At 64.6% G+C, this 20449-nt stretch carries 19 protein-coding genes; 11 read left to right on the forward strand and 8 right to left on the reverse strand.

Features of this window, described 5'->3' with window-relative positions; all coding sequences use genetic code 11:
• The first annotated feature begins 186 nt into the window (after positions 1-186).
• The 5 genes from CLU88_RS18475 to CLU88_RS18495 all read left to right on the forward strand — a co-directional run bounded on the left by CLU88_RS18475 (position 187) and on the right by CLU88_RS18495 (position 4259).
• Positions 187-1077 carry an alpha/beta fold hydrolase gene (locus tag CLU88_RS18475; protein ID WP_099657848.1) on the forward strand — a complete coding sequence of 297 codons (891 nt, stop codon included), beginning with the start codon at positions 187-189 and terminating at the stop codon, positions 1075-1077.
• A 35-nt stretch (positions 1078-1112) separates the two neighbouring features.
• Positions 1113-1946: an acyl-CoA thioesterase II gene (locus CLU88_RS18480; protein WP_099657849.1), complete on the forward strand. Its 834-nt coding sequence runs from the start codon at positions 1113-1115 to the stop codon at positions 1944-1946.
• A gap of 99 nt (positions 1947-2045) precedes the next feature.
• A complete protein-coding gene (locus tag CLU88_RS18485; RefSeq protein ID WP_099657850.1) occupies positions 2046-2822 on the forward strand; it encodes an enoyl-CoA hydratase in 777 nt (258 codons plus the stop codon).
• Between the two features lie 217 nt (positions 2823-3039).
• Positions 3040-3534: a thioesterase family protein gene (locus tag CLU88_RS18490; protein WP_369827667.1), complete on the forward strand. Its 495-nt coding sequence runs from the start codon at positions 3040-3042 to the stop codon at positions 3532-3534.
• Between the two features lie 149 nt (positions 3535-3683).
• A complete protein-coding gene (locus CLU88_RS18495; protein ID WP_099657851.1) occupies positions 3684-4259 on the forward strand; it encodes a polymer-forming cytoskeletal protein in 576 nt (191 codons plus the stop codon).
• 60 nt (positions 4260-4319) lie between these two features.
• Here the strand turns inward: CLU88_RS18495 and CLU88_RS18500 are convergent, their stop codons facing one another.
• Complete coding sequence (locus CLU88_RS18500; protein ID WP_099658997.1) at positions 4320-4748, reverse strand: acyl-CoA thioesterase; 429 nt, start codon at positions 4746-4748, stop codon at positions 4320-4322.
• A 40-nt stretch (positions 4749-4788) separates the two neighbouring features.
• Here CLU88_RS18500 and CLU88_RS18505 point away from each other — a divergent pair, with 40 nt between their 5' ends.
• The 3 genes from CLU88_RS18505 to CLU88_RS18515 all read left to right on the forward strand — a co-directional run bounded on the left by CLU88_RS18505 (position 4789) and on the right by CLU88_RS18515 (position 8071).
• Entirely contained in the window at positions 4789-6639 is a 1851-nt protein-coding gene (locus CLU88_RS18505) for an ABC transporter ATP-binding protein/permease (RefSeq protein WP_099657852.1), read from the forward strand.
• A gap of 54 nt (positions 6640-6693) precedes the next feature.
• The gene (locus CLU88_RS18510; RefSeq protein WP_099657853.1) at positions 6694-7626 is read left to right on the forward strand and encodes a 2-hydroxyacid dehydrogenase; all 933 of its coding nucleotides are present in this window, start codon (positions 6694-6696) and stop codon (positions 7624-7626) included.
• A 100-nt stretch (positions 7627-7726) separates the two neighbouring features.
• Positions 7727-8071 (forward strand): nucleotide pyrophosphohydrolase, encoded by a 345-nt coding sequence (locus tag CLU88_RS18515; protein WP_369827668.1) that lies wholly within the window; start codon positions 7727-7729, stop codon positions 8069-8071.
• A gap of 213 nt (positions 8072-8284) precedes the next feature.
• Here the strand turns inward: CLU88_RS18515 and dld are convergent, their stop codons facing one another.
• From dld to CLU88_RS18555, 7 genes are all read right to left on the reverse strand, one after another.
• A complete protein-coding gene (gene dld, locus CLU88_RS18525; RefSeq protein ID WP_099657855.1) occupies positions 8285-10060 on the reverse strand; it encodes a D-lactate dehydrogenase in 1776 nt (591 codons plus the stop codon).
• Complete coding sequence (lldD, locus tag CLU88_RS18530; protein WP_099657856.1) at positions 10057-11196, reverse strand: FMN-dependent L-lactate dehydrogenase LldD; 1140 nt, start codon at positions 11194-11196, stop codon at positions 10057-10059. Before lldD ends, dld begins: the two co-directional genes overlap by 4 nt.
• Entirely contained in the window at positions 11193-11978 is a 786-nt protein-coding gene (gene lldR / locus CLU88_RS18535) for a transcriptional regulator LldR (RefSeq protein WP_099657857.1), read from the reverse strand. Before lldR ends, lldD begins: the two co-directional genes overlap by 4 nt.
• A gap of 22 nt (positions 11979-12000) precedes the next feature.
• Positions 12001-13677, reverse strand: coding sequence for an L-lactate permease (gene lldP / locus CLU88_RS18540; RefSeq protein ID WP_099657858.1), 1677 nt, complete (start codon positions 13675-13677; stop codon positions 12001-12003).
• 506 nt (positions 13678-14183) lie between these two features.
• Positions 14184-15218 carry a DctP family TRAP transporter solute-binding subunit gene (locus CLU88_RS18545; RefSeq protein ID WP_099657859.1) on the reverse strand — a complete coding sequence of 345 codons (1035 nt, stop codon included), beginning with the start codon at positions 15216-15218 and terminating at the stop codon, positions 14184-14186.
• 73 nt (positions 15219-15291) lie between these two features.
• The gene (locus CLU88_RS18550) at positions 15292-16590 is read right to left on the reverse strand and encodes a TRAP transporter large permease (RefSeq protein ID WP_099657860.1); all 1299 of its coding nucleotides are present in this window, start codon (positions 16588-16590) and stop codon (positions 15292-15294) included.
• Positions 16587-17126 (reverse strand): TRAP transporter small permease, encoded by a 540-nt coding sequence (locus CLU88_RS18555; protein ID WP_099657861.1) that lies wholly within the window; start codon positions 17124-17126, stop codon positions 16587-16589. Before CLU88_RS18555 ends, CLU88_RS18550 begins: the two co-directional genes overlap by 4 nt.
• 294 nt (positions 17127-17420) lie before the next feature.
• On the opposite strand from CLU88_RS18555, the gene CLU88_RS18560 reads away from it, so the two are divergent.
• From CLU88_RS18560 to CLU88_RS18570, 3 genes are all read left to right on the forward strand, one after another.
• On the forward strand, positions 17421-18353 hold the full coding sequence (locus tag CLU88_RS18560; RefSeq protein ID WP_099657862.1) for a LysR family transcriptional regulator: 933 nt from the start codon (positions 17421-17423) through the stop codon (positions 18351-18353).
• A gap of 179 nt (positions 18354-18532) precedes the next feature.
• Complete coding sequence (locus CLU88_RS18565) at positions 18533-19426, forward strand: amino acid ABC transporter substrate-binding protein (protein ID WP_099657863.1); 894 nt, start codon at positions 18533-18535, stop codon at positions 19424-19426.
• Positions 19427-19537: 111 nt separating this feature from the next.
• A complete protein-coding gene (locus tag CLU88_RS18570) occupies positions 19538-20437 on the forward strand; it encodes an amino acid ABC transporter substrate-binding protein (RefSeq protein ID WP_099657864.1) in 900 nt (299 codons plus the stop codon).
• Positions 20438-20449: the final 12 nt, after the last annotated feature.

A 20449-nucleotide genomic window follows, 5' to 3' on the forward strand; every position in this document is an offset into this window, starting at 1 on the left:
GAGGGCGGGGTGTGAAGACCAGGGGCGAGGGATGAGTTCTTCCTCCGCCCGTTCGGGCTGAGCCTGTCGAAGCCTGGGCACTTTCCTGCGGCCCAGGCTGGGCCTGCCAAAACCGGGTGACCCGCCAGGGGGCGCATCGTTTTCTTTTCAAACCGGCGCAGATCGGTGTGAACCAAGGAGACCGACATGAACAAGCAAACCTTGCAGGTCCACTGCGGCGATGGCGCGGTAGCGCTGGCGCTGCGTGTTTATGCGCCCGAGGGCGTGGCGCGCGCCAGCGTCGTGATTGGCGGGGCCATGGGGGTGCGGCAGTCGTTTTATGAGGCCTTTGCGCTGTGGTTGGCGCAGCAGGGGTTTCGGGTCACCACGTTTGACTACCGGGGGCATGGCGATTCGCTGCAGGGTGCGATGCGCGATGTGAAGGCCGATTTGTTTGACTGGGCGCAGGACTACGAGGCGGTGATCACTGCGGCCAAGGCGGCGTTGCCAGCGCAGCCCTTGTACCTGCTGGGGCACAGCCTGGGCGCGCAGTTGCCCGGCCTGCTCACGCGGCCTGAGCAGGTCGATGGTCTGCTCAGCGTGGCGGCGGGCAGCGGTTACTGGCGCGACAACGCTCCCAAGCTCAAACGCATCGTTCCCTACTTCTGGTGGGTGTTGGTGCCGCTGGCCACGCGGCTGTGCGGGTACTTTCCGGGGCGTGCGCTCAAGAAGGTGGGCGACCTGCCTGCGGGCGTGATCTTGCAGTGGCGCCGCTGGTGCCTGCACCCGGCCTACAGCGTGGGTGCCGAGGGGCCCGCGGTGGCGCAAAGCTATGGCGCGGTGCGATTTCCGGTGCTGGCGCTGTCGATGGCCGACGATGAGCTGATGACGCTGCGTGGCACGCACAACCTCGTCAACCTGTACACCCACACAGAGCGCCGCGTGGAGCGCATCACGCCTGCCGAGCTGCAGGTGCGGCGCATTGGGCACTTCGGGTTCTTTCGCGACCAGTTTCGCCAAAGCCTGTGGCCGCGTGCGGCCGCCGCACTGGCGGGCCTGGGGGTACAGAGCCCAAGCGTGCGCCAGTCACCGGCATGACGCTTGCCCTCTTCAATCCACGGCACACTTAAGGCATGACTTCCTCCTTGCATCCCTTGGACGAGGCGCTTGCGCTGACGTCTTCTTCGCCCGGTGCGTACACGGGCCAGACCCATCCCGGCTACTGGAACATGGTGGGGCCGTTTGGCGGCGTGACGGCGGCCACGCTGCTGCAGGCCGTCATGCAGCACCCCGACCGGCTGGGCGATCCGCTGTCGCTCACCGTCAACTACGCGGGGGCTTTGACGGCCGGGCCGTTCACGGTGCAGGCCACGCCGGTGCGCACCAACCGCTCCACCCAGCACTGGACGCTGTCCATCCTGCAGGCCGATGCCGACGGTGCCCCGGTGGTGACCACGACCGCCACGGCCGTCACCGCCGTGCGCCGCGACACCTGGAGCGCGGGCGATGTGCCGATGCCCACGGTGCCTGCCCCGGCAGACTGCGCCATCAGGCCTTTGGAAGCAGGGGCCATGGCGTGGCTGCACCGCTACGAGATGCGCCCCATCTCGGGTGGGCTGCCTGCGCAGTGGAACGGCCAGTTGGGTGACCACAGCCTGTCGCAGCTGTGGATGCGCGACGCGCCCGCTCGGCCGCTGGACTTCTGCGCGCTGGCGGCGTTGGCCGATTTGTTCTTCCCCCGCGTGTGGCTGCGCCGGGCGCACCTGGTGCCTGCGGGCACGGTGTCGATCACGGTGTACTTCCATGCCAGCAGCGAGCAACTGGCGCAGACCGGCACGGGCTACCTGCTGGGCCAGGCCCGTGGGCAAGAGTTTCGCCACGGGTTTTTTGACCAGACCGTGCAGCTTTGGAACGAAGCCGGCACCATGCTGGCCACGAGCCACCAGATCGTTTACTACAAAGAGTAGGCGCGCCACCCGGCGCTACCCGGCGCTACCCAGCGCTACCCAGCGCCAACGCGGCCCAGTACGCGCCATCACTTCACCTCTTCATACTCCCTTACCACCATGACCGACACCACCAAAGACATCCTCGTGCACACCGAAGCGGGTGTGACCAGCATCACCTTCAACCGGGTGGACAAGAAGAACTCCATCACCACCACCATGTACGCGGCCATGGCCGACGCGCTGGCCGCGGCCGAGCAAGACGCCAGCGTGCGCGTGGTGGTGTTCCAGGGCGATGTAGCCATCTTCAGCGCGGGCAATGACATCGGCGACTTTTTGCAGCAGCCCCCGGCCACGCAAGATTCGCCCGTGTTCCGCTTCCTGCACCGCCTGGCAGCGTTCCCCAAGCCCGTGATCGCCTCGGTGTGCGGCCCGGCCGTGGGCATTGGCACCACCATGCTGTTCCATTGCGATCTGGTCTATGCGGGCGACAACGCGGCGTTCTCCATGCCCTTCGTCAACCTGGGCCTGTGCCCCGAAGCGGCATCCAGCCTGCTCGTGCCGCAGATGCTGGGCTACCACCGCGCCGCAGAAGCTCTGCTGCTGGGCGAGCCCTTCCTGGCCGAAGCGGCGCTGGAAGTGGGCTTGGTCAACCGCGTGGTGCCCCCCACCGAATGCAACGGCGTGGCCCAGGCCCAAGCCAAAAAGCTGGCGGCCAAGCCCTTGTCTTCGCTGATCGAAACCAAGCGCCTGATGAAAAAGCACCAGCTGCCCCAGATCGCTGCCGTGATGGCCGAAGAGGGGGCCAGCTTCGGCCGCATGCTGCGCGAGCCCGCCGCCCGCGAAGCGTTTGGAGCGTTTATGGAGAAAAGACATCCAGATTTCAGCAAGGTCTGAAGTCTGGAGCTGGCGCAGCCAGCGCGCACTGCGCAGCAGGGCGGAAGTGTTTCGCTAAAAGACATCCTGATTTCAGCAAAGTCTGAAATCAGGTGTCGCAGGCGCTAATGCCATCGCTGGTGCATTGAATGAAATAGGCCGCTAGCGCTTGCTTGATAAGCGCTGGCAGCTATCAAAGTAATAGTGTTCTGGCGGATGGCCCGCCGCAGCTCCAAGGATGTCCATGTCCGCTCCGTCTGCCCCTTCCACCGCCATCGCGTTCGAGCCCGAGTTCCTCGCGGGGCTCACCGCCATCTTTGAAGAGAAGATCGTCTTCAACCAGCTGCTGGGGCTCAAGGTGGTCAGCATCGCGCCGCAGCGGGCTGTGGCGCGCATCGACATGCGGCCCGATCTGGTGGGCCACTATGCCTACAACCGCATCCACGGCGGCGTGATCAGCGCGGGGCTGGATGCGATGGGCGGGCTGGCGGTGATGGCCGCGATTGGCGCCAAGCATATGGACGAGCCGCCCGAGCAGCGCCTGCACCGCTTTGCCAAGCTGGGCACCATTGACCTGCGCATTGACTACCTGCGCCCCGGCATTGGCAGCCACTTTGAGTTGCGCGCTGAGGTGCTGCGCCTGGGCTCGCGCGTGGCCACCACGCGCATGGAGTTTTTGGGCCCCGATGGCCAGCTCATGTCGGCCGGGGCGGCCGCTTACATCGTTTCGTAAGTTGTGCTGCGGCCAGCGCGCAGGGCGTGTGCTGCTGCAAGCCTTGCAAGTGCATGCTACGGCCGAACCGTTTGGTTACCGTTCTTGCGTAACGATGGCATCTTTTGACAGCATGAAAACCTAGGATGCATCCTTTTCAAGGAGATCCGATGGCCGTGCAAAACCCCTTCTTTGGCAAGCGTGAACCCGATTCGTTCCAGCGCAATGCCGCCACCAACCCCTCCGTCAATGGCTTGAACAGCCTGAACTCAGGTGCCGCGTCATCGGTGGGTCCATCGGGTGGTGGCCTCACGGGCAACAAGCCCGTGGCGGCCTCGGGCAGCGACAGCTCGGGCAGCAAGCTCACCGTGGGCCCCAACATCAAGCTCAAAGGCGTGGAGATTACCGATTGCGACACGCTGGTGGTCGAAGGCACGGTGGAAGCCACGATGGATTCGCGCGTGATCCAGATCTCCGAGAACGGGGCCTTCAAGGGCTCGGCTGAAATTGACATTGCCGAGATCCATGGCGAATTCAATGGCACCCTCACCGTGCGCCAGAAGCTCGTCATCTACAGCACGGGCAAGGTGAACGGCAAGATCCGCTACGGCAAGCTGGTGGTGGAAGAGGGCGGGCAACTGGCCGGTGAAATCGAGGCCGGCTTCAACAGCGCCAGCGCGGCCACGCGCCCCGCCATTGCGGCGCCTGCGGTGGTGCGCGCCGAGCCTGCCATTCTGGCGGCCTGAGGGAATCGCTTGTTCTGACAGCCTGTGGGCGATCTCTCTTATGAGATCGTCCACGGGTTCTTAGCCTTGGGCAGGCGCCTGCGGCTTGGGCAGCGGCCGTGGGCGGCCGTTGGCGTCGATCGCCACATAGGTCAGCGTGGCCTCGGTCACCTTCACGTAGCGGCCCTGGTCTGAAAAGCGTTCGGCATACACCTCGACCTGCACGGTCACCGAGGTGTTGCCCACGCGGTTGATGTGCGAGAAGAACGACAGGATGTCGCCCACGCGCACCGGTTGCTTGAACACAAACTCATTGACGGCCACGGTGGCCATGCGGCCTTGCACGTAGCGCGCGGGCAGCACCGATCCGGCCAAGTCCACTTGCGCCATCACCCAGCCCCCAAAAATATCGCCATTGGCATTGCAGTCGCCTGGCATGGGGATGACTTTGAGCACCAGCTCGTGGTCGCAGGGCAATGCAGCGGGTGGTGGGCTGAAGGAGGCAGACATGGGCACAATCACTAGATAACAACAATCAGGATTGTCCCCCATGCGCCAACGCGGCGACTCCGCCCCCCCACATTCCCCTCCAAACCCCTCTGCGGCTGCAGCGGCTGCTCCGGCCACCGCACCGCACCAGCCCACAGACTGGGTCACCATCCGGCGCCTGCTGCCCTACCTGTGGCAGTACAAGTGGCGCGTGGTGGCCGCCATTGTGTTCATGGTGGGCGCCAAGCTGGCCAACGTCGGCGTGCCCGTGCTGCTCAAAACGCTGGTGGACGCCATGGACATCTCCGCCAGCAGCCCCACCGCGCTGCTGGTGGTGCCCGTGGGGCTGCTGCTGGCCTATGGGGCGCTGCGGCTGTCCACTTCGCTGTTCTCAGAGCTGCGCGAACTGGTGTTTGCCAAGGCCACGCAGGGCGCCGCGCGCGCCATTGCGCTGCAGACCTTTGAGCACCTGCACCAGCTGAGCTTGCGCTTTCACCTGGAGCGGCAGACAGGCGGCATGACGCGCGACATCGAGCGCGGCGTGCGCGGCATCGAGTCGCTCATCTCCTACACCCTGTTCAACGTGGTGGCCACGCTGATCGAAGTGGCGCTGGTGCTCACGGTGCTGGCGCTCAAGTTCGACGTGTGGTTTGCCTGGATCACCATCACTGCGCTGGTGGTCTACATCGCCTTCACGGTGTGGGTGACGGAGTGGCGCACGCGCTTTCGCCGCGAAGCCAACGAGTTCGATTCGGCCGCACACACCAAGGCGGTGGATTCGCTGCTGAACTACGAAACCGTCAAATATTTCAACAATGAGGCCTTTGAGGCCCGCCGCTACGACGAGAGCCTGGAGCGCCTGCGGCTGGCGCGGCTCAAGAGCCAGACCACGCTGTCCATGCTCAATGCGGGCCAGCAGTTCATCATTGCCATCGGGCTGGTGGCCATGCTGTGGCGCGCCACCCAGGGCGTGGTCGATGGGCGCATGACGCTGGGCGACTTGGTCATGGTCAACGCGTTCATGATCCAGCTCTACATCCCGCTCAACTTCCTGGGCGTGATCTACCGCGAGATCAAGCAGAGCCTCACGGACCTGGACAAGATGTTCGTGCTGATGGACAAGGAGCGTGAGGTGGCCGATGCGCCCGGTGCGCAGCCGCTGCAAGGGCTGGCACAGCCCACGGTGCGGTTTGAGGACGTGCACTTTGCCTACGACCCTGCACGGCCTATTTTGCAAGGCGTGAGCTTTGAGATCCCCGCAGGCAAAACGGTGGCGGTGGTCGGGCCCTCGGGCTCGGGCAAGTCCACGCTGGCGCGGCTGCTGTTTCGGTTCTACGACATCCAGCAAGGCCGCATCACCATCGCCGGGCAAGAGATTCGCGGCGTGACGCAGGCCAGCGTGCGCCAGGCCATTGGCATCGTGCCGCAGGACACCGTGCTCTTCAACGACACCGTGGCCTACAACATTGCCTACGGCCGCACGGGCGCCACGCAGCAAGAGGTGGAGGCCGCCGCCAGCGCAGCGCGCATCCACGGCTTCATCGCCAGCACGCCCAAGGGCTACGCAACACAAGTGGGCGAGCGGGGACTCAAGCTCTCGGGTGGCGAAAAGCAGCGCGTGGCCATTGCCCGCACGCTGCTCAAGAACCCGCCCATCCTCATCTTTGATGAAGCCACCAGCGCGCTGGACTCGGCCAACGAGCGCGCCATCCAGGCCGAGCTGCAAAGCGCCGCGCAGAACAAGACCACGCTGCTCATTGCCCACCGCCTCTCCACCGTGGTGGACGCGCACGAGATTCTGGTCATGGATGCGGGTCGCATCATCGAGCGCGGCACCCATGCGCAACTGCTGGCCCTCAATGGCCGCTACGCCAGCATGTGGGCATTGCAACAAAGCGATGGCGCTGCCTGAAGCGCCCCTTGCTGCTGCCCTGTTTGAACACCTTGTCCTACTAACGTTGAACCCATGAAGCCTGTCCTGCTTGCCCTCACTTTCCTGTCGGAAGAACACCGCGCCCAGATGGCCGAGGTGTTTGAAGTCCTCTACGCAGCCGATGCCGCATCGGCTGCGGCGGCCATTGCCGAGCATGGCCCCAGCGTGCGGGTGGCGCTCACCATCGGCGCCATCGGCTTGTCGCCCGCGCAGATCGATGCGCTCCCCGCCCTCACGCTGATCTGCGTGCTGGGCGCGGGCTACGAGAACGTGGCCGTAGACCATGCCAAGGCGCGTGGCATTGTGGTGGCCACGGGTGCGGGCACCAACGACGACTGTGTGGCCGACCACACCTGGGGCCTGCTGATTGCCGCGCAGCGCCGCATCCTGCCGCTGGACAAGGCCACGCGGGCCGGTGTGTGGCGCACGGCCTTGCCGCTGCCGCCCAACGTGTCGCACAAGCGCTTGGGGCTAATCGGCCTGGGCACCATCGGCAAGAAGATCGCGCAGCGTGCGCTGGGCTTCGAGATCGAGGTGGGCTACCACAACCGCAGCGCCCGCACCGATGTGCCTTACCGTTACTTTGCCGATGTGGCGGCGCTGGCCGAGTGGGCGGACTTTCTCGTCATCGCCACGCCCGGCGGCGCTGCTACCCGGCACCTGGTCAACGCCGCCGTGCTGAACGCCTTGGGCCCGCGCGGTGTGGTGGTCAACATCGCACGCGGCAGCGTGATCGACACCACCGCCTTGGCCGCTGCGCTGCGCGAGGGCCGCATTGCGGCGGCGGGCCTGGACGTGTACGAGAGCGAGCCCGCGCCCCCGGCCGAGTTGCTGGACCTGGACAACGTGGTGCTCACGCCCCATGTGGCGGGCTGGTCGCCCGAAGCGGTGCAGAACTCGGTGGACCGCTTCATGGAAAACGCCCGCCGCCACCTGGCGGGCGAAGCGCCTGTGACGCCGTTATGAGCATCAGAATGGCCGATGGCGCTTATGGAATAAGCGCTGAAAGCTATCAAATGTGTAGCATTTGCAGCAAACGTGGCTTTGGCTGCGCCAGGGGCGTGGCATGACGCTGGACCTGGCCGACCTGCAGCAACGCCTGCGCGCCTTTGCCGCTGCCCGCCAATGGCAGCCGTATCACACGCCCAAGAACCTGGCCATGGCGCTGATGGTGGAGGCGGCCGAGCTGCAGGAGCTGTTCCAGTGGCTCACGCCCGAGGAATCGCAACAGCTCACCGCCGACCCGGCGCGCAAAGAGCGCGTGGGCGAGGAGATGGCCGATGTGCTGCTCTACCTGCTGCAGCTGGCCGACCACACCGGCGTGGACCTGCGCGATGCGGTGGAGCGCAAGCTGGTGAAGAACGCCGTCAAGCACCCGGTGCCGCCCGTTGGTGCGGCTTCGGTGGATTGACCCCGGAGGCCGCTTCTACCATCCGTTCACGCTGAGCTTGTTGAAGTGCTGCACGCAGTGATGAATCTGGTGTGAATTCACTGATTCCACTGGCCCCCCAACCGTTCACGCTGAGCCTGTCGAAGCGCCGCGCAAGGCTTCGACAAGCTCAGCCCGAACAGTTTGGGGTGGGGCAGGACTGGACGATACGAGACGAGGGGATGCCGACCCGCGTCACGCGCCCTCTGAATACCCCTTGGGCCAGCCGCCGCTGGCATGGTTGCACTCTTGCCAGTCGCGCCCGCGCGGGGTGTGGCCGATGCCGGGGTTGAAGGTGTTGGTCGGGTCCAGCGACTGGTAGAAGCCTGCCAGCGCGGGCTTGGCCACGTAGAGGTGGCCCACGTTGTGCTCGGCGGGGTACTCGGCGCGGCGCTCGTCCAGCAGCTCCCACATGCGGTGCTCCATGGCCAGCGGGTCCACGCCCTTCTTCACGATGTAGTCCTGGTGGAACACATGGCAGAAGAAGTGGCCGTAGTACAGCTTGTGCACCACATCGCGCTCCACGTCCTGCGGCAGTTGCTCCACCCATTCGCGGTCGTTGCGGCGCAGCGCAATATCGAGCGCCACGATGTCTTCGACCTCGCTGCGGTGCACCTCGCGGTAGCGGATGGCGGCACCTGCAATCGCAAAGCGGTGCAAGAAGGCCTTGCGCCCTTCGTCGGCATCGCATTCAAACCAGCCGCCTGCGGTGTGCGCGGGTGCAAAGTGCTCGGCCAGGAAGGCGCGCGTGGCCTCCACCTGGTCGTTCGATACGCGCACCAGCAGGTGGTGTTCGTACAGGTCACGCCATTGGCGCACGCGCCGGGGCAGGTGGCTGGGCAGCAGGCGGGTCACGGCCTGGATGGCGTGGTCCACAAAGCCGCGCATGCCCAGGCGCTCAAAGAAACCGTCCCACTTGCTCTTGAGTGCAAAGGCCGCAGGCACGCGTGCCGTGCCAAAGCGGTCGATGAGCAAGAAGGTGTCCTTGCCGTACTTCTCGCCAATGTCGAACGCGGTGCGGTGGATGTATTCACCGGCAATGGGCGGGCGCGGCAGTGCGGTGAGCAGGTGGCGGCGCACCGCGGTGAGGTCTTCGGGCGCGTTGCTGCCGATGTAGAACACCGTGCTGGGTTCTTTGGGGAAGGTATCGAGCCGCACGGCAAACAGGCACACCTTGCCAGCCGAGCCAGAGGCCTCGAACAGGCGCGACGGGTCGGCATTGAAGCGGGCGGGGCTGTCGGCGTCCACGGCGCGCACGTCCTGCGCGTAGTGGGCGTCGGATGCTGCGCGCTCAGGCTCATGGCGCACGTCGGCCTCGGTGTAGCTGCCGTTTTGCAGGCGGGTCAGGATGTCTTCGGGCGTCTGGCCCAGCTCGATGCCCAGGTGGTTCACCAGCTCCAGCGTGCCGTCACCCTTCACGCGGGCGTACAGCGCCAGCTCGGTGTAGGCGGGGCCCCGGCGCACCAGCGCGCCGCCCGAGTTGTTGCAGATGCCACCCAACACCGAGGCGCCGATGCACGACGAGCCAATGACCGAGTGCGGTTCGCGGTTGAAGGGGATCAGCGTCTGCTCCAGCCGGTCGAGTGTGGCGCCGGGCAGGCACACCACCTGTTCACCACCGCGCACCACCTGCACGCCGGTGATGCGCAGCGTGTTCATGAGGATGATCTCGCGGTCGTACTGGTTGCCGTCGGGGGTGGAGCCTCCGGTGAGCCCGGTGTTGGCCGCTTGCATGATGACGATGCGGTCAGCCGCCACGGCGGCCTGCAGCACTTTCCACTGCTCCAGCAGGGTGGCGGGCCGCACCACAGCCAGCACCGGGCCTTCGCCGGTGCGGTGGCCTTTGCGAAAGCGCCGGGTGGCCTGGTCGTCGGTCAGGACGTGGGCGGCGCCCACGGCATCACGCAGTTGGGCCAGCAGGGCCTCACGGGAAACGGGGGAGGCAGGGGAGACGGGGGCGGCGGCGTTCATGCTTCGCGCACCAGCAAGTCAGCGGAGATGTCGGCCACCTTGGCCACGCTGGTCAAGGTCATGGCCACGCGCATTTCTTTCTCCAGCAGCTCCAGCAGGTGCTTCACACCGGCCTCGCCGCCTGCGGCCAGCGCGTAGATGTAGGCGCGGCCAATCATGGCGCAGTCGGCGCCCAAGGCCAGGGCGCGCACCACGTCCAGCCCGTTGCGGATGCCCGAGTCGGCCAGGATTTTGATCTGGCCCTTCACTGCATCGGCAATGGCGGGCAGCGCGCGGGCCGACGACAGCACGCCGTCGAGCTGGCGGCCGCCGTGGTTGGAGACGATGATGCCGTCCGCGCCAAAGCGCACGGCGTCCTTGGCGTCTTCAGGGTCGAGGATGCCCTTGATGACCATCGGGCCCTTCCAGAAGGCGCGAATCCACTCCAGGTCTTTCCACGAGATGGACGGGTCGAAGTTGGCGCTGAGGTAGCCCATGTAGTCCTGCAGGCCCGTGGGGCTGCCCCGGTAAGCCGAGATGTTGCCCAGGTCATGCGGGCGGCCCAGCAGGCCCACGTCGAAGGCCCAGAACGGGTGTGTGATGGCCTGCCAGTAGCGGCGCAGTGCTGCGTTGGGGCCGCTCATGCCCGAATGCGCGTCGCGATAGCGTGCGCCCGGCACGGGCATGTCTACCGTAAACACCAGGGTGGTGCAGCCTGCGGCCTGCGCACGCTCCAGCGCGTTTTGCATGAAGCCACGGTCTTTGAGTACGTAGAGCTGGAACCACATGGGGCGTTTGATCATGGGCGCCACCTCTTCGATGGGGCAGACCGATACGCTGGACATGGTGAACGGAATGCCGTGCCTGCTGGCCGCGCGGGCGGCCTGCACCTCGCCGCGGCGGCGGTACATGCCGGTCAGGCCCACGGGCGAGAGGGCGACAGGGATGCTGAGCTTTTCGCCAAACAGCTCGATGCTGGTGTCCAGCTGGCTCATGTCCTTGAGCACGCGCTGGCGCAATGCCACGGCGGCAAAGTCGTCCACATTGCGGCGCAGTGTCTGCTCGGCATACGAGCCACCGTCGATGTAGTGGAACAGGAAGGGCGGGAGAAACTTTTGCGCCACCGTGCGGTAGTCGGCGCTGGAGGAGATGATCATGGTGGTGGCTGTCTCAGGTCTTGGGGGGCTAGATCCAGGGGCAGGCGCATGGAGCGTTCGCGCCGTGCGCGGTCTTCGTCCATGCGCTGGATGGTGGTGCGCACATGCTCCAGGTGCTCGCCGATGCAGGCACGCGCGCGCTGCGGGTCGCCGTCCAGAATGGCCTGCATCAGCGCCTGGTGCTGTGCCGTGAGTGCTTGCAGCGTGACGGGGGCACTCAGGCGGAACATGTCGTGGCGGTTGCGCTCCACGGTGGAGAGCACCACGGTGAACAGGCTGTGCATCACCTGCACCAGCACCAGGTTGTGCGAGGCCTCGGCAATGGCCAGGTGGAACTGCGCGTCGGCGCGCGCTGCCAGCTCGGCGTGGCCGCCTTGCTGGTGCTGCAGCATCACTTCAAAGCAGCGCTGGATGTGGGCTTTGTCTTGGGCGGTGGCGCGCTGCGCGGCCAGCCAGGCGGTGCTGGTCTCCAGCGCGTGGCGCGTTTCCAGCACGTCGTAGCGGTAGTGGGGGTCGGATTCGATCAGGCCCGCCAGCGGCACCATGGCTTCCTGCAGCCACTCGGCAGGTTTGTTCGATTGCTGCACGTAGGTGCCGTCGCCGCGCCGGGCCGAGAGCACGCCCTGGCTGGTGAGCTTCTGGATGGCTTCGCGCACCGAGGTGCGCGACACCCCCAGCTCCTCGGCCAGTTGCCGTTCGGCGGGCAGCTTTTGTCCGGGCTGCAGTCCGCGGTCTTGCACCAGGGCAAGCAGTTTTTCGACAACGTGATCGGCTAGGCGCATGGGGGCTCTCAGATTCAGGGTTTCAATGACCCGGAATCATCCACGTAAACACATAGGCCTGCAGCGTGCAGATGATGCCGATGATGGCGGCGAACACCAGGCTGTGCTTGACGGTGAAGCGGAACAGGTCCGATTCCTTGCCTGCCAGGCCCACGGCCGCGCAGGCAATGGCAATGGACTGGGGCGAGATCATCTTGCCGGTGACGCCGCCGGTGGTGTTGGCCGCCACGGTGAGCACGGGCGACAGGCCCAACTGGTTGGCGGTGGTGGCCTGCAGCGCGCCAAACAAGGCGTTGGCCGAGGTGTCCGAGCCCGTGAGGAACACGCCAATCCAGCCCAGGAAGGGCGAGAAGAACGTGAAGGCCTTGCCCGTATGGGCCAGCGCCAGGGCCAGCGTGGCGGACAGGCCGGAGTAGTTGGCCACGAAGGCAAAGGCCAGCACCATGCCGATGGAGTAGATCGGGATGACCAGCTCGCGCACCGTCTCACCCAGCGTGGCCACGGCCTTGGCGGGGGAGAAACGGGCGAAGGCGATGGTCAGGATGGCGGCAATCAGGATGGCGGTGCCGGTGGCGGCCAGCCAGTTGAAGGTGTACACCGCGCCATACGGCGTGGCCTGTGCGACCACGGGCGGCATCTTGGCGACCAGCTTGTCCAGCATGGGCACGGGGATGTTGATGATGGTGGAGGCCAGGGGGCCGCCTGCGGCAAACAGCGCCTTGAAGGGCTTGATGCTCCAGATCGTGACCATGCCGGTCAGGATGATGAAGGGCGACCAGGCCTTGATGATGGCGCCTGCGGTGAGAGGCGCTGCGCTGGCGGCCACTGGCTTGGCAGCGGACGTTGTCGTGCTGTCGCTGGTGTCAAAGCGGAAGATGCGCTTGGGCTGCCACACCTTGAGGAAGGCCGTGAGGGCAATCAGCGAGACGATGGCCGAGGTGATGTCAGGCAGCTCGGGGCCGATGTAGTTGGCGGTGAGGAACTGCACCACGGCGAACGAGCCGCCACCCACCAGCACGGCAGGCCAGGTCTCCTTCACGCCGCGCCAGCCGTCCATGATGGCCATGATCCAGAACAGCACCAGGATGGTCATGAAGGGCAACTGGCGCCCGGCCATCTGGCCGATGAGGAACGGGTCGATGCCCGACACCTGGCCCGCCACGATGACCGGAATGCCCATGGCGCCAAAGGCCACGGGGGCGGTGTTGGCGATCAGGCACAGGCCAGCGGCGTACAGCGGCTTGAAGCCCAGGCCCACCAGCAGCGCAGCAGTGATGGCCACGGGGGCGCCAAAGCCAGCCGCACCTTCCAGAAACGCACCAAAGCAGAAACCCACCAGGATGAGCTGCAGGCGCTGGTCGTGCGTGACGGACAGGATGGAGCTGCGGATCACATCAAACTGTCCTGTCTTGACCGACAGCTTGTACAGAAACACCGCCGCCACAATGATCCAGGCGATGGGCCACAGGCCATAGAAGAAGCCATACACGGCCGAGGCCAGCGCAGCGCTCACGGGCATCTTGTAGAACAGCAGTGCCACGCCCAGGGCCAGCAGCACCGTCACGGTGCCCGCCTGGTAGCCCTTGAGCCGCAGCTTGGTCAGGGCCAGAAAGAAAAAGACGATGGGGATGAGGGCTACGAGCGCGGAGAGCCAGATGTTCCCGGCCGGATCATAGTTTTGTTGCCAGAGGGTTTGCATAACGGTAAGTGAGGCATTGAAACGCAGACAAAGGCCAGGGGCCCATGGCTTTCTTCACCGCAGTGGATGCGCCGCCTTGGGGGGCAGCGTTGTCTCCGGCCACTGGCCCCGCAGGCCGGGGGGCTGAGGGGTGGGCTGGCATGAAGGCAGGCTGTGCGCTTGTCCCTCATTGGCAGACATTGAATTAAATTGGTATGACCAAAAATAACCAATCCGTGCGAATTGGTCGTATTTTGGGCGGTGTGATGGGGTGGTATTTATAGGGTAAATACCGAGTTATGGTCATTTGCCTGGATTTTGGTTTATTGGTCGTACCAATTTTATGTGACTAGCCAGACCGCCTGAGTGTGGTTGCGCGGTGTGGTCTTGGGCGATTCCAGTGCGGGATGGGTGGGCCATCGGCAGGCACCGCCCGCTGTGCATGCTGGGCCGTTTTGGGCATAAAAAAAGCTTCTAGCGCTTGCTGATAAAGCGCTAGAAGCTATGGTTTTAGGAGCGTTTGGGGTTTACTTGCCTGCCGCAATCGCCTTTTCAGCGGCGGTCACCAGGTCGGCGCCGATCTGGCCCTTCCACTTCTCGTACACGGGGCGTGTGGCCTTCACGAACGCGTCGCGCTCGGCGGCTGACAGCTGCGTGACGGTCACGCCGTTGGCGGCGATGTCCTTGAGCAGGGGCTTGTCGGCTTCGACCATGCCTTTGCGGGCGATGGCGATTTCTTCCTTGCCAGCGTCGATGGCGGCCTGCTTGACGATCTCGCGGTCGGCGGGCGTCCAGCTGTTCCAGATGTCCTTGTTCACCACAAACACCAGCGGGTCGTTCACGTAGCCCCACATGGTGATGTGCTTTTGGGCCACGGTGTGCAGCTTGGCGGCCTGGTAGACGGCAATCGGGTTCTCTTGCCCATCCACGGCGCCGCTGGCAAACGCGGGCTGCGCGTCGGCCCAGCTCATTTGCGTGGGGTTGGCGCCCAGGGCGGTGAAGGTGTCGAGGAACAGGGGCGAGCCCACGACGCGGATCTTCAGGCCCTTGAGGTCGGCAGGGCTCTTGATGGCCAGCTTGGAGTTGGAGATTTCGCGGTAGCCGTTCTCACCCCAGGCCAGGGGCATCACGCCTGCCTTGTCCAGCGTAGCGAAGATCTGCTTGCCGACGTCACCCTGCGTCACGGCGTCCACGGCGGCGTAGTTGGGGAACAGGAAGGGCAGCGAGAACAGGTTCAGGGCTTTGACCTGCGGCGACCAGTTGATGGTGGAGCCCACGGCCATGTCGATCACGCCCTGGCGCAACGCGCTGAACTCGCGCGTCTGGTCGCCCTGGATCAGCGAGACGCCGGGATAGAGCTTGATGTTGATACGGCCCTGGGTGCGCTCACGGACCTTGTTGGCCCACAGCTCGCCGCCCTTGCCCCAGGGGAAGGCGGTGCCCAGCACCAGCGACATGCGGTACTCGCTCTTGTACGCGGTCTGTGCGATGGCGGCAGGCGCGGTGAAGGCCAGGGCGGCCGCAGCGGCCACGGCCGATGTCAGGAAGGTACGCAGTTTCATAAAGTCTCCTTGCTATAAAAAACATAGCTTTCTGCGCTTTATAGATAAGCGCTAGAAGGCATTTTTGTCACATTCAATAACCCATCTGGGCGGGCAGCCACAGGGCGAGCTGCGGGAATGCGATCACCAGCACCATCACGAGGAACATGGCGAACAGCATCCAGCCCACCCAGCGCACGGTCGATTCCATGCGCACACCGGCAATGCGGCAAGACACCATCAGGTTCACGGCCAGCGGGGGGGTGAACTGGCCCAGGGCCACCTTCAAGGTCAGGATCACGCCGAACCAGACAGGGTCCCATTTGTAGTGCTGCATGATGGGCAAGAGCAGCGGTACGAAGATCAGGAAGATCGAGATGCCGTCGAGGAACATGCCCACGGTGATGAGCAGCACGATGAGCAGTGCCAGCACGCCGTATTCACCCAGGCCCGAGTTCACGATGGCGTTGGCCACCGGGTCGATCACGCCCAGTGTGGACAGCGAGTAGGCAAAGATGCCCGCGAGCGAGACCACGATGAGGATCACCGCCGACAGTTCGCCCGATTCACGCAGGATGGGGAACAGGTCGCGCACCTTGATCGTGCGGTGGATCACCATGCCCACGAACAGGCCGTAGAACACCGCGACCACGGCGGCTTCCGTCGGCGTGAACCAGCCTGCGCGCATGCCGCCCAAAATCAGCACCGGTGCGGCCAGGCCCCAGGTGGCCTCGCGCAGGCTCTTCCAGAATGGGGGGCGGGGCATGGTGGCTTCGAGCGCGCCCATCTTGTGCTTGCGCGCCATCCACACGGCGGGCACGATGAGCGCCACACCGGCCAGCACGCCGGGGATCATGCCGGCCGCAAACAGCGCGGGCACCGAGGCGCCGGGCACCAGCACCGAGTAGATGATGAAGGCGACGGACGGCGGGATCAGGATGTCGGTGGCGGCGGCTGCCCCCACCACGCTGGCCGAGAACGAAGGCGGGTAGCCCGCGCGTGACATGGCCGCGATCATCACGCCGCCCACAGCGGCGGCGTTGGCCGGGCCCGAGCCCGAGATGCCGCCCAGGAACATGGCCACGGCAATCGCCACCAGCGGCAGCATGCCGGGGCCGCGCCCGACGATGGCCACGGCAAAGTTGACGAGCCGCAGCGCCACGCCCGAGCGGTCAAAAATCGAGCCGACCAGCACGAACATCGGGATGGCCAGCAGCGGGTATTTGCCCAGCCCGGCATAGAAGTTCTGCGGCACGGCCAAGAGGCCAAACCACTGGCTGTCGGCATTGGCCAGCGCGATGGCGGTGGCACCCGCCAGGCCCAGCGCGGCACCAATCGGCACGCCCACAAACATCAGGCCCAGGAAGGCCACAAACAGCAGCGTGGCGATCATGCTTGGGGCTCCTGGGGGTGGGCTTCAGCACCATCGGCGCTACTGCGGCTGCGGCGGATGAACAGGCCCACGGCGCGCGCCGTGATGAGCGCCGAGAACACGGGCAGCCAGACCGAATACCACCACTGCGGCACGCCAATGCCGGGCGAGGTCTCGCCAAAGCGGTAGTCGTCCCACACCACGCGCACGCTCAGCACAGCAATCACGCCAAACAGCAGGGCCACGGTGGCCGCACCCAGCATCGACAGGCGCTTGCTGCGCAGGGCCGAGCCGCCCTCTGCAAAGTACTCGATGCGGATGTGCTGGTCGCGTGCGACGGCGGCAGAGCCTGCGATGAGGGCCAGCGCGATCATCAGGAACACGGAGATTTCTTCGGTCCAGGCGAACGAGGAGTTGGTGAAGTAGCGCACCAGCACGTTGGCAAAGGTGATGAGCGCGAGGGCCGCCATGACGATGACGGTGAGCCAGTCTTCAAGGCGCAAAGAGCGGGGCTCGGCCTCTGGCTCAGACGGGCTGGGGGTGGGATTGGAGGACATGGGAGAGCAGGTGCGAAAAACGGTAAGACTTGCGCAAATCGGGTTGCAGCCGCCGCCTTTGCCGTGAGGCGGGCTGCTTGCCTGAGCCCTGTTTTGCACAAGCCATGAGCAGAAGGGTTCTGAAAAGTCGCTGCCCCGTGGATGTTGTGCAACCCGGAACAGGACGCGGGCGCGCGATGAAAGCCCCCGTTACATTATGCGACGCATCGATAAGCACCCATAGCATTCGGATGGGGTGTAAACCCTCACCCGCGCCGCACGCCACAGCGTGGGCAGGCGCGGATAATGCGGCCGATGGAAACCAAGTGGTTAGAAGATTTCGTCAGCCTCGCGGAAACGCGCAGCTTCAGCCGATCGGCCCAATTGCGGCATGTGACCCAGCCTGCCTTCTCGCGGCGCATCCAGGCCTTGGAAGCCTGGGCGGGCACCGATCTGGTGGACCGCAGTTCGTACCCCACGCGCCTCACGCCTGCGGGCAAGACGCTGTACGACCAAGCCCTGGAAATGCTGCAGGCCCTGCAAAACACCCGCGCCATGCTGCGCGCGCACACCAGTGCGGGCAAAGACATGATCGAGTTCGCGGTGCCGCACACGCTGGCGTTCACGTTCTTTCCGGCCTGGGTGTCGAGCCTGCATGACAAGTTCAGCCCCTTCAAAAGCCGCCTGATTGCGCTGAATGTGCACGACGCCGTGATGCGGCTGGTGGAAGGGGGTTGTGACCTGCTCATTGCCTACCACCACTCCTCGCAACCCTTTCAGCTGGATGCAGACCGCTACGAGATGGTGAGCCTGGGCCAGGAGGTGCTTTCGCCCTACAGCAAGCCCGATGCGGATGGCGAGCCGCTGTTCCGGCTGCCTGGCCGTGCGGGGCAACCGCTGCCTTACCTGGGCTATGCGCCGGGGGCTTATCTGGGGCGGGTGACGGAGCTGATTCTCAAAGAGTCCGCCACGCCCATCCACCTGGAGCGGGTGTACGAGACCGACATGGCCGAGGGCCTGAAGGCCATGGCGCTGGAGGGGCATGGCGTGGCCTTTCTTCCGCACAGCGCGGTCAAGAAAGAACTGCGTGCCAAGCGGCTGGTCAGCGCCGCCCCATCGGACACAGACGGGCTGCAAATGCTCATGGATGTGCGCGCCTACCGCGAGAAGCCAGCGGGCAAAGAGGCCCCCAAGGGCACTGCCCAGGCCCTGTGGGCCTACCTGCAAACCCAAGCCAACCCATGCTAAGGGTAAATACCGACATAAATATTTTGCATAGTTGAGCGCGCAAACGGCATTGGAATTTCACAGGGGCGACACGTAAAGTTCGCGCCGTGCGCTTCGGGGCTCCGCCATACGCCGCAGTGGCTGCGTGATGGCACGAAGATTGCAAACACCTGTTTTCAGTTTATTCACCGAGAGGCCGCATGAAACATCAGCATTGGGGATTGGCATGGTGCCTTGCGGCCCTGTGCTGCACATCTGCCGCCTCGGCCGCCACCGTGCTGGAGCGCATCAGCGCGGGCGGCAAGCTGGTGATTGCCCACCGCGAGTCGGCCGTGCCGTTCTCGTATGTCGATGCCGCCTCGGGCAAGCCCATAGGCTATGCGATGGATTTGTGCCTGCGTCTGGCCGAGGTGGTGCGCAAGAAGGCGGGCGCCAAAAACATGGACGTGGAGTTCGTGATGGTGTCGCCCTCCAACCGCATGGAAATGATCGAGCAGGGCAAGGCCGACCTGGAGTGCGGCTCCACCACCAACAATGCCGAGCGGCGCCAGAAGGTGGCCTTCACGGTGCCGCATTTCATCACCGGTGCGCGCCTGCTGGTCAAGGCCGCCAGCCCCATCGACCGCCTGGAAGACTTGCAGGGCAAAACCCTGGCGTCCACCAAGGGCACTACGCCGCTCAAGGCCGTGGTGCAGGCCAACCGTGAGCGTCTGATGGGCATTCAGATCGTGGAAGCCCCTGACCATGCCCGGGGCGTGGAGATGGTGGAAAAGGGCGAGGCCGATGCCTTTTTGATGGACGATGTGCTGCTGTACGGCCTGGCGGCCTCGCGCCCCGACCCCAAGGCACTGAAGGTGGTGGGGCGGTTTGTGACCACCGAGCCGCTGGCCATCATGCTGCCCAAGAACGACCCGGACTTCAAAAAACTGGTGGACGATGAAATGCGCCGCCTGGTCACCAGCCGCGAGATTTATCCCATCTACGACAAGTGGTTTGCCCAACCCATTCCGCCCCACAACAAGCCGCTGAACATCCCGGTCAGCTACCTGTTGAGGGACTTTTGGAAGTACCCTACCGACCAGGTTCCGTTCTGAATAAGATCGCTGGTGGCGTAGTTTCATCTGGAAGCATTTGCTTGGCTTGCAAGACAGGCCGGGCAGCGCGCTCAACCCCTCCCTTTTCGATAACCCCCTAAGGAGATACTCATGAAAAAACATTTGCTGGCAATTGCCGTGACCGCTCTGGCCGCAGGCAGTGCGTTTGCCCAAGCCACCGACACCCTGGCCAAGATCAAGGCCTCCGGCAGCGTGACTCTGGGGGTGCGTGAGTCCTCTGGCCTGTCCTACACATTGGGCAATGGCAAGTACGTGGGCTTCCATACCGAAATGGGTGAAATCGTTCTGCACGATATCCAGAAGCAACTGGGCTTGGCCAAGCTGGACATCAAATACCAGCCCGTGACATCGCAAAACCGCGTGCCTTTGGTCACCAACGGCACGGTGGACCTGGAGTGCGGCTCCACCACCAACAACGCGACGCGCCAAAAGGATGTGGCGTTTGCTGTGACCACCTACGTGGAAGAAGTGCGCATGGTGGTGAAGGCCAACTCCGGCATCACCTCCATCAAGGACCTGAACGGCAAGAGCGTGGCGACCACCACAGGCACCACTTCGGTGCAAACCCTGCGCAAGCATGAGCGCGCTGGCGGTATCGACTTCAAGGAAGTGTTCGGCAAGGACCACGCCGACAGCTTCCTGATGCTGGAAACCGGCCGTGCCGACGCCTTTGTGATGGACGGCTCCATCCTGGCTGCCAACGTCTCCAAGTCCAAGAACCCTGCCGACTACAAGATCGTGGGCGAAGTGCTGAGCGTGGAACCCATCGCCTGCATGCTGCCCAAGGACGACGCTGGCTTCAAGAAGGCCGTGGACGACTCCATCAAGCGCCAGATCAAGGACGGTTCGCTGGCCAAGCTGTACGACAAGTGGTTCATGCAACCCGTGCCACCGACCAACACCAAGATTGGCCTGCCCATGTCTGAAGCCACTAAGGCCGCTTGGGCTAACCCCAACGACAAGCCTGCAGAAGACTACGCCAAGAAGTAATTCTTGAACGAC

This window comes from Acidovorax sp. 56, from assembly GCF_002749705.1.
In the GTDB taxonomy this organism is placed as follows: Bacteria; Pseudomonadota; Gammaproteobacteria; order Burkholderiales; family Burkholderiaceae_C; genus Acidovorax.

Excerpts from the sequence above, each read along its gene's own strand:
- CLU88_RS18475 (WP_099657848.1), top strand. The coding sequence starts at position 187 with ATGAACAAGCAAACCTTGCAGGTCCACTGCGGCGATGGCGCGGTAGCG.
- CLU88_RS18480 (WP_099657849.1), top strand. The coding sequence starts at position 1,113 with ATGACTTCCTCCTTGCATCCCTTGGACGAGGCGCTTGCGCTGACGTCT.
- CLU88_RS18485 (WP_099657850.1), top strand. The coding sequence starts at position 2,046 with ATGACCGACACCACCAAAGACATCCTCGTGCACACCGAAGCGGGTGTG.
- CLU88_RS18490 (WP_369827667.1), top strand. The coding sequence starts at position 3,040 with ATGTCCATGTCCGCTCCGTCTGCCCCTTCCACCGCCATCGCGTTCGAG.
- CLU88_RS18495 (WP_099657851.1), top strand. The coding sequence starts at position 3,684 with ATGGCCGTGCAAAACCCCTTCTTTGGCAAGCGTGAACCCGATTCGTTC.
- CLU88_RS18500 (WP_099658997.1), bottom strand. The coding sequence starts at position 4,748 with ATGTCTGCCTCCTTCAGCCCACCACCCGCTGCATTGCCCTGCGACCAC.
- CLU88_RS18505 (WP_099657852.1), top strand. The coding sequence starts at position 4,789 with ATGCGCCAACGCGGCGACTCCGCCCCCCCACATTCCCCTCCAAACCCC.
- CLU88_RS18510 (WP_099657853.1), top strand. The coding sequence starts at position 6,694 with ATGAAGCCTGTCCTGCTTGCCCTCACTTTCCTGTCGGAAGAACACCGC.
- CLU88_RS18515 (WP_369827668.1), top strand. The coding sequence starts at position 7,727 with ATGACGCTGGACCTGGCCGACCTGCAGCAACGCCTGCGCGCCTTTGCC.
- dld (WP_099657855.1), bottom strand. The coding sequence starts at position 10,060 with ATGAACGCCGCCGCCCCCGTCTCCCCTGCCTCCCCCGTTTCCCGTGAG.
- lldD (WP_099657856.1), bottom strand. The coding sequence starts at position 11,196 with ATGATCATCTCCTCCAGCGCCGACTACCGCACGGTGGCGCAAAAGTTT.
- lldR (WP_099657857.1), bottom strand. The coding sequence starts at position 11,978 with ATGCGCCTAGCCGATCACGTTGTCGAAAAACTGCTTGCCCTGGTGCAA.
- lldP (WP_099657858.1), bottom strand. The coding sequence starts at position 13,677 with ATGCAAACCCTCTGGCAACAAAACTATGATCCGGCCGGGAACATCTGG.
- CLU88_RS18545 (WP_099657859.1), bottom strand. The coding sequence starts at position 15,218 with ATGAAACTGCGTACCTTCCTGACATCGGCCGTGGCCGCTGCGGCCGCC.
- CLU88_RS18550 (WP_099657860.1), bottom strand. The coding sequence starts at position 16,590 with ATGATCGCCACGCTGCTGTTTGTGGCCTTCCTGGGCCTGATGTTTGTG.
- CLU88_RS18555 (WP_099657861.1), bottom strand. The coding sequence starts at position 17,126 with ATGTCCTCCAATCCCACCCCCAGCCCGTCTGAGCCAGAGGCCGAGCCC.
- CLU88_RS18560 (WP_099657862.1), top strand. The coding sequence starts at position 17,421 with ATGGAAACCAAGTGGTTAGAAGATTTCGTCAGCCTCGCGGAAACGCGC.
- CLU88_RS18565 (WP_099657863.1), top strand. The coding sequence starts at position 18,533 with ATGAAACATCAGCATTGGGGATTGGCATGGTGCCTTGCGGCCCTGTGC.
- CLU88_RS18570 (WP_099657864.1), top strand. The coding sequence starts at position 19,538 with ATGAAAAAACATTTGCTGGCAATTGCCGTGACCGCTCTGGCCGCAGGC.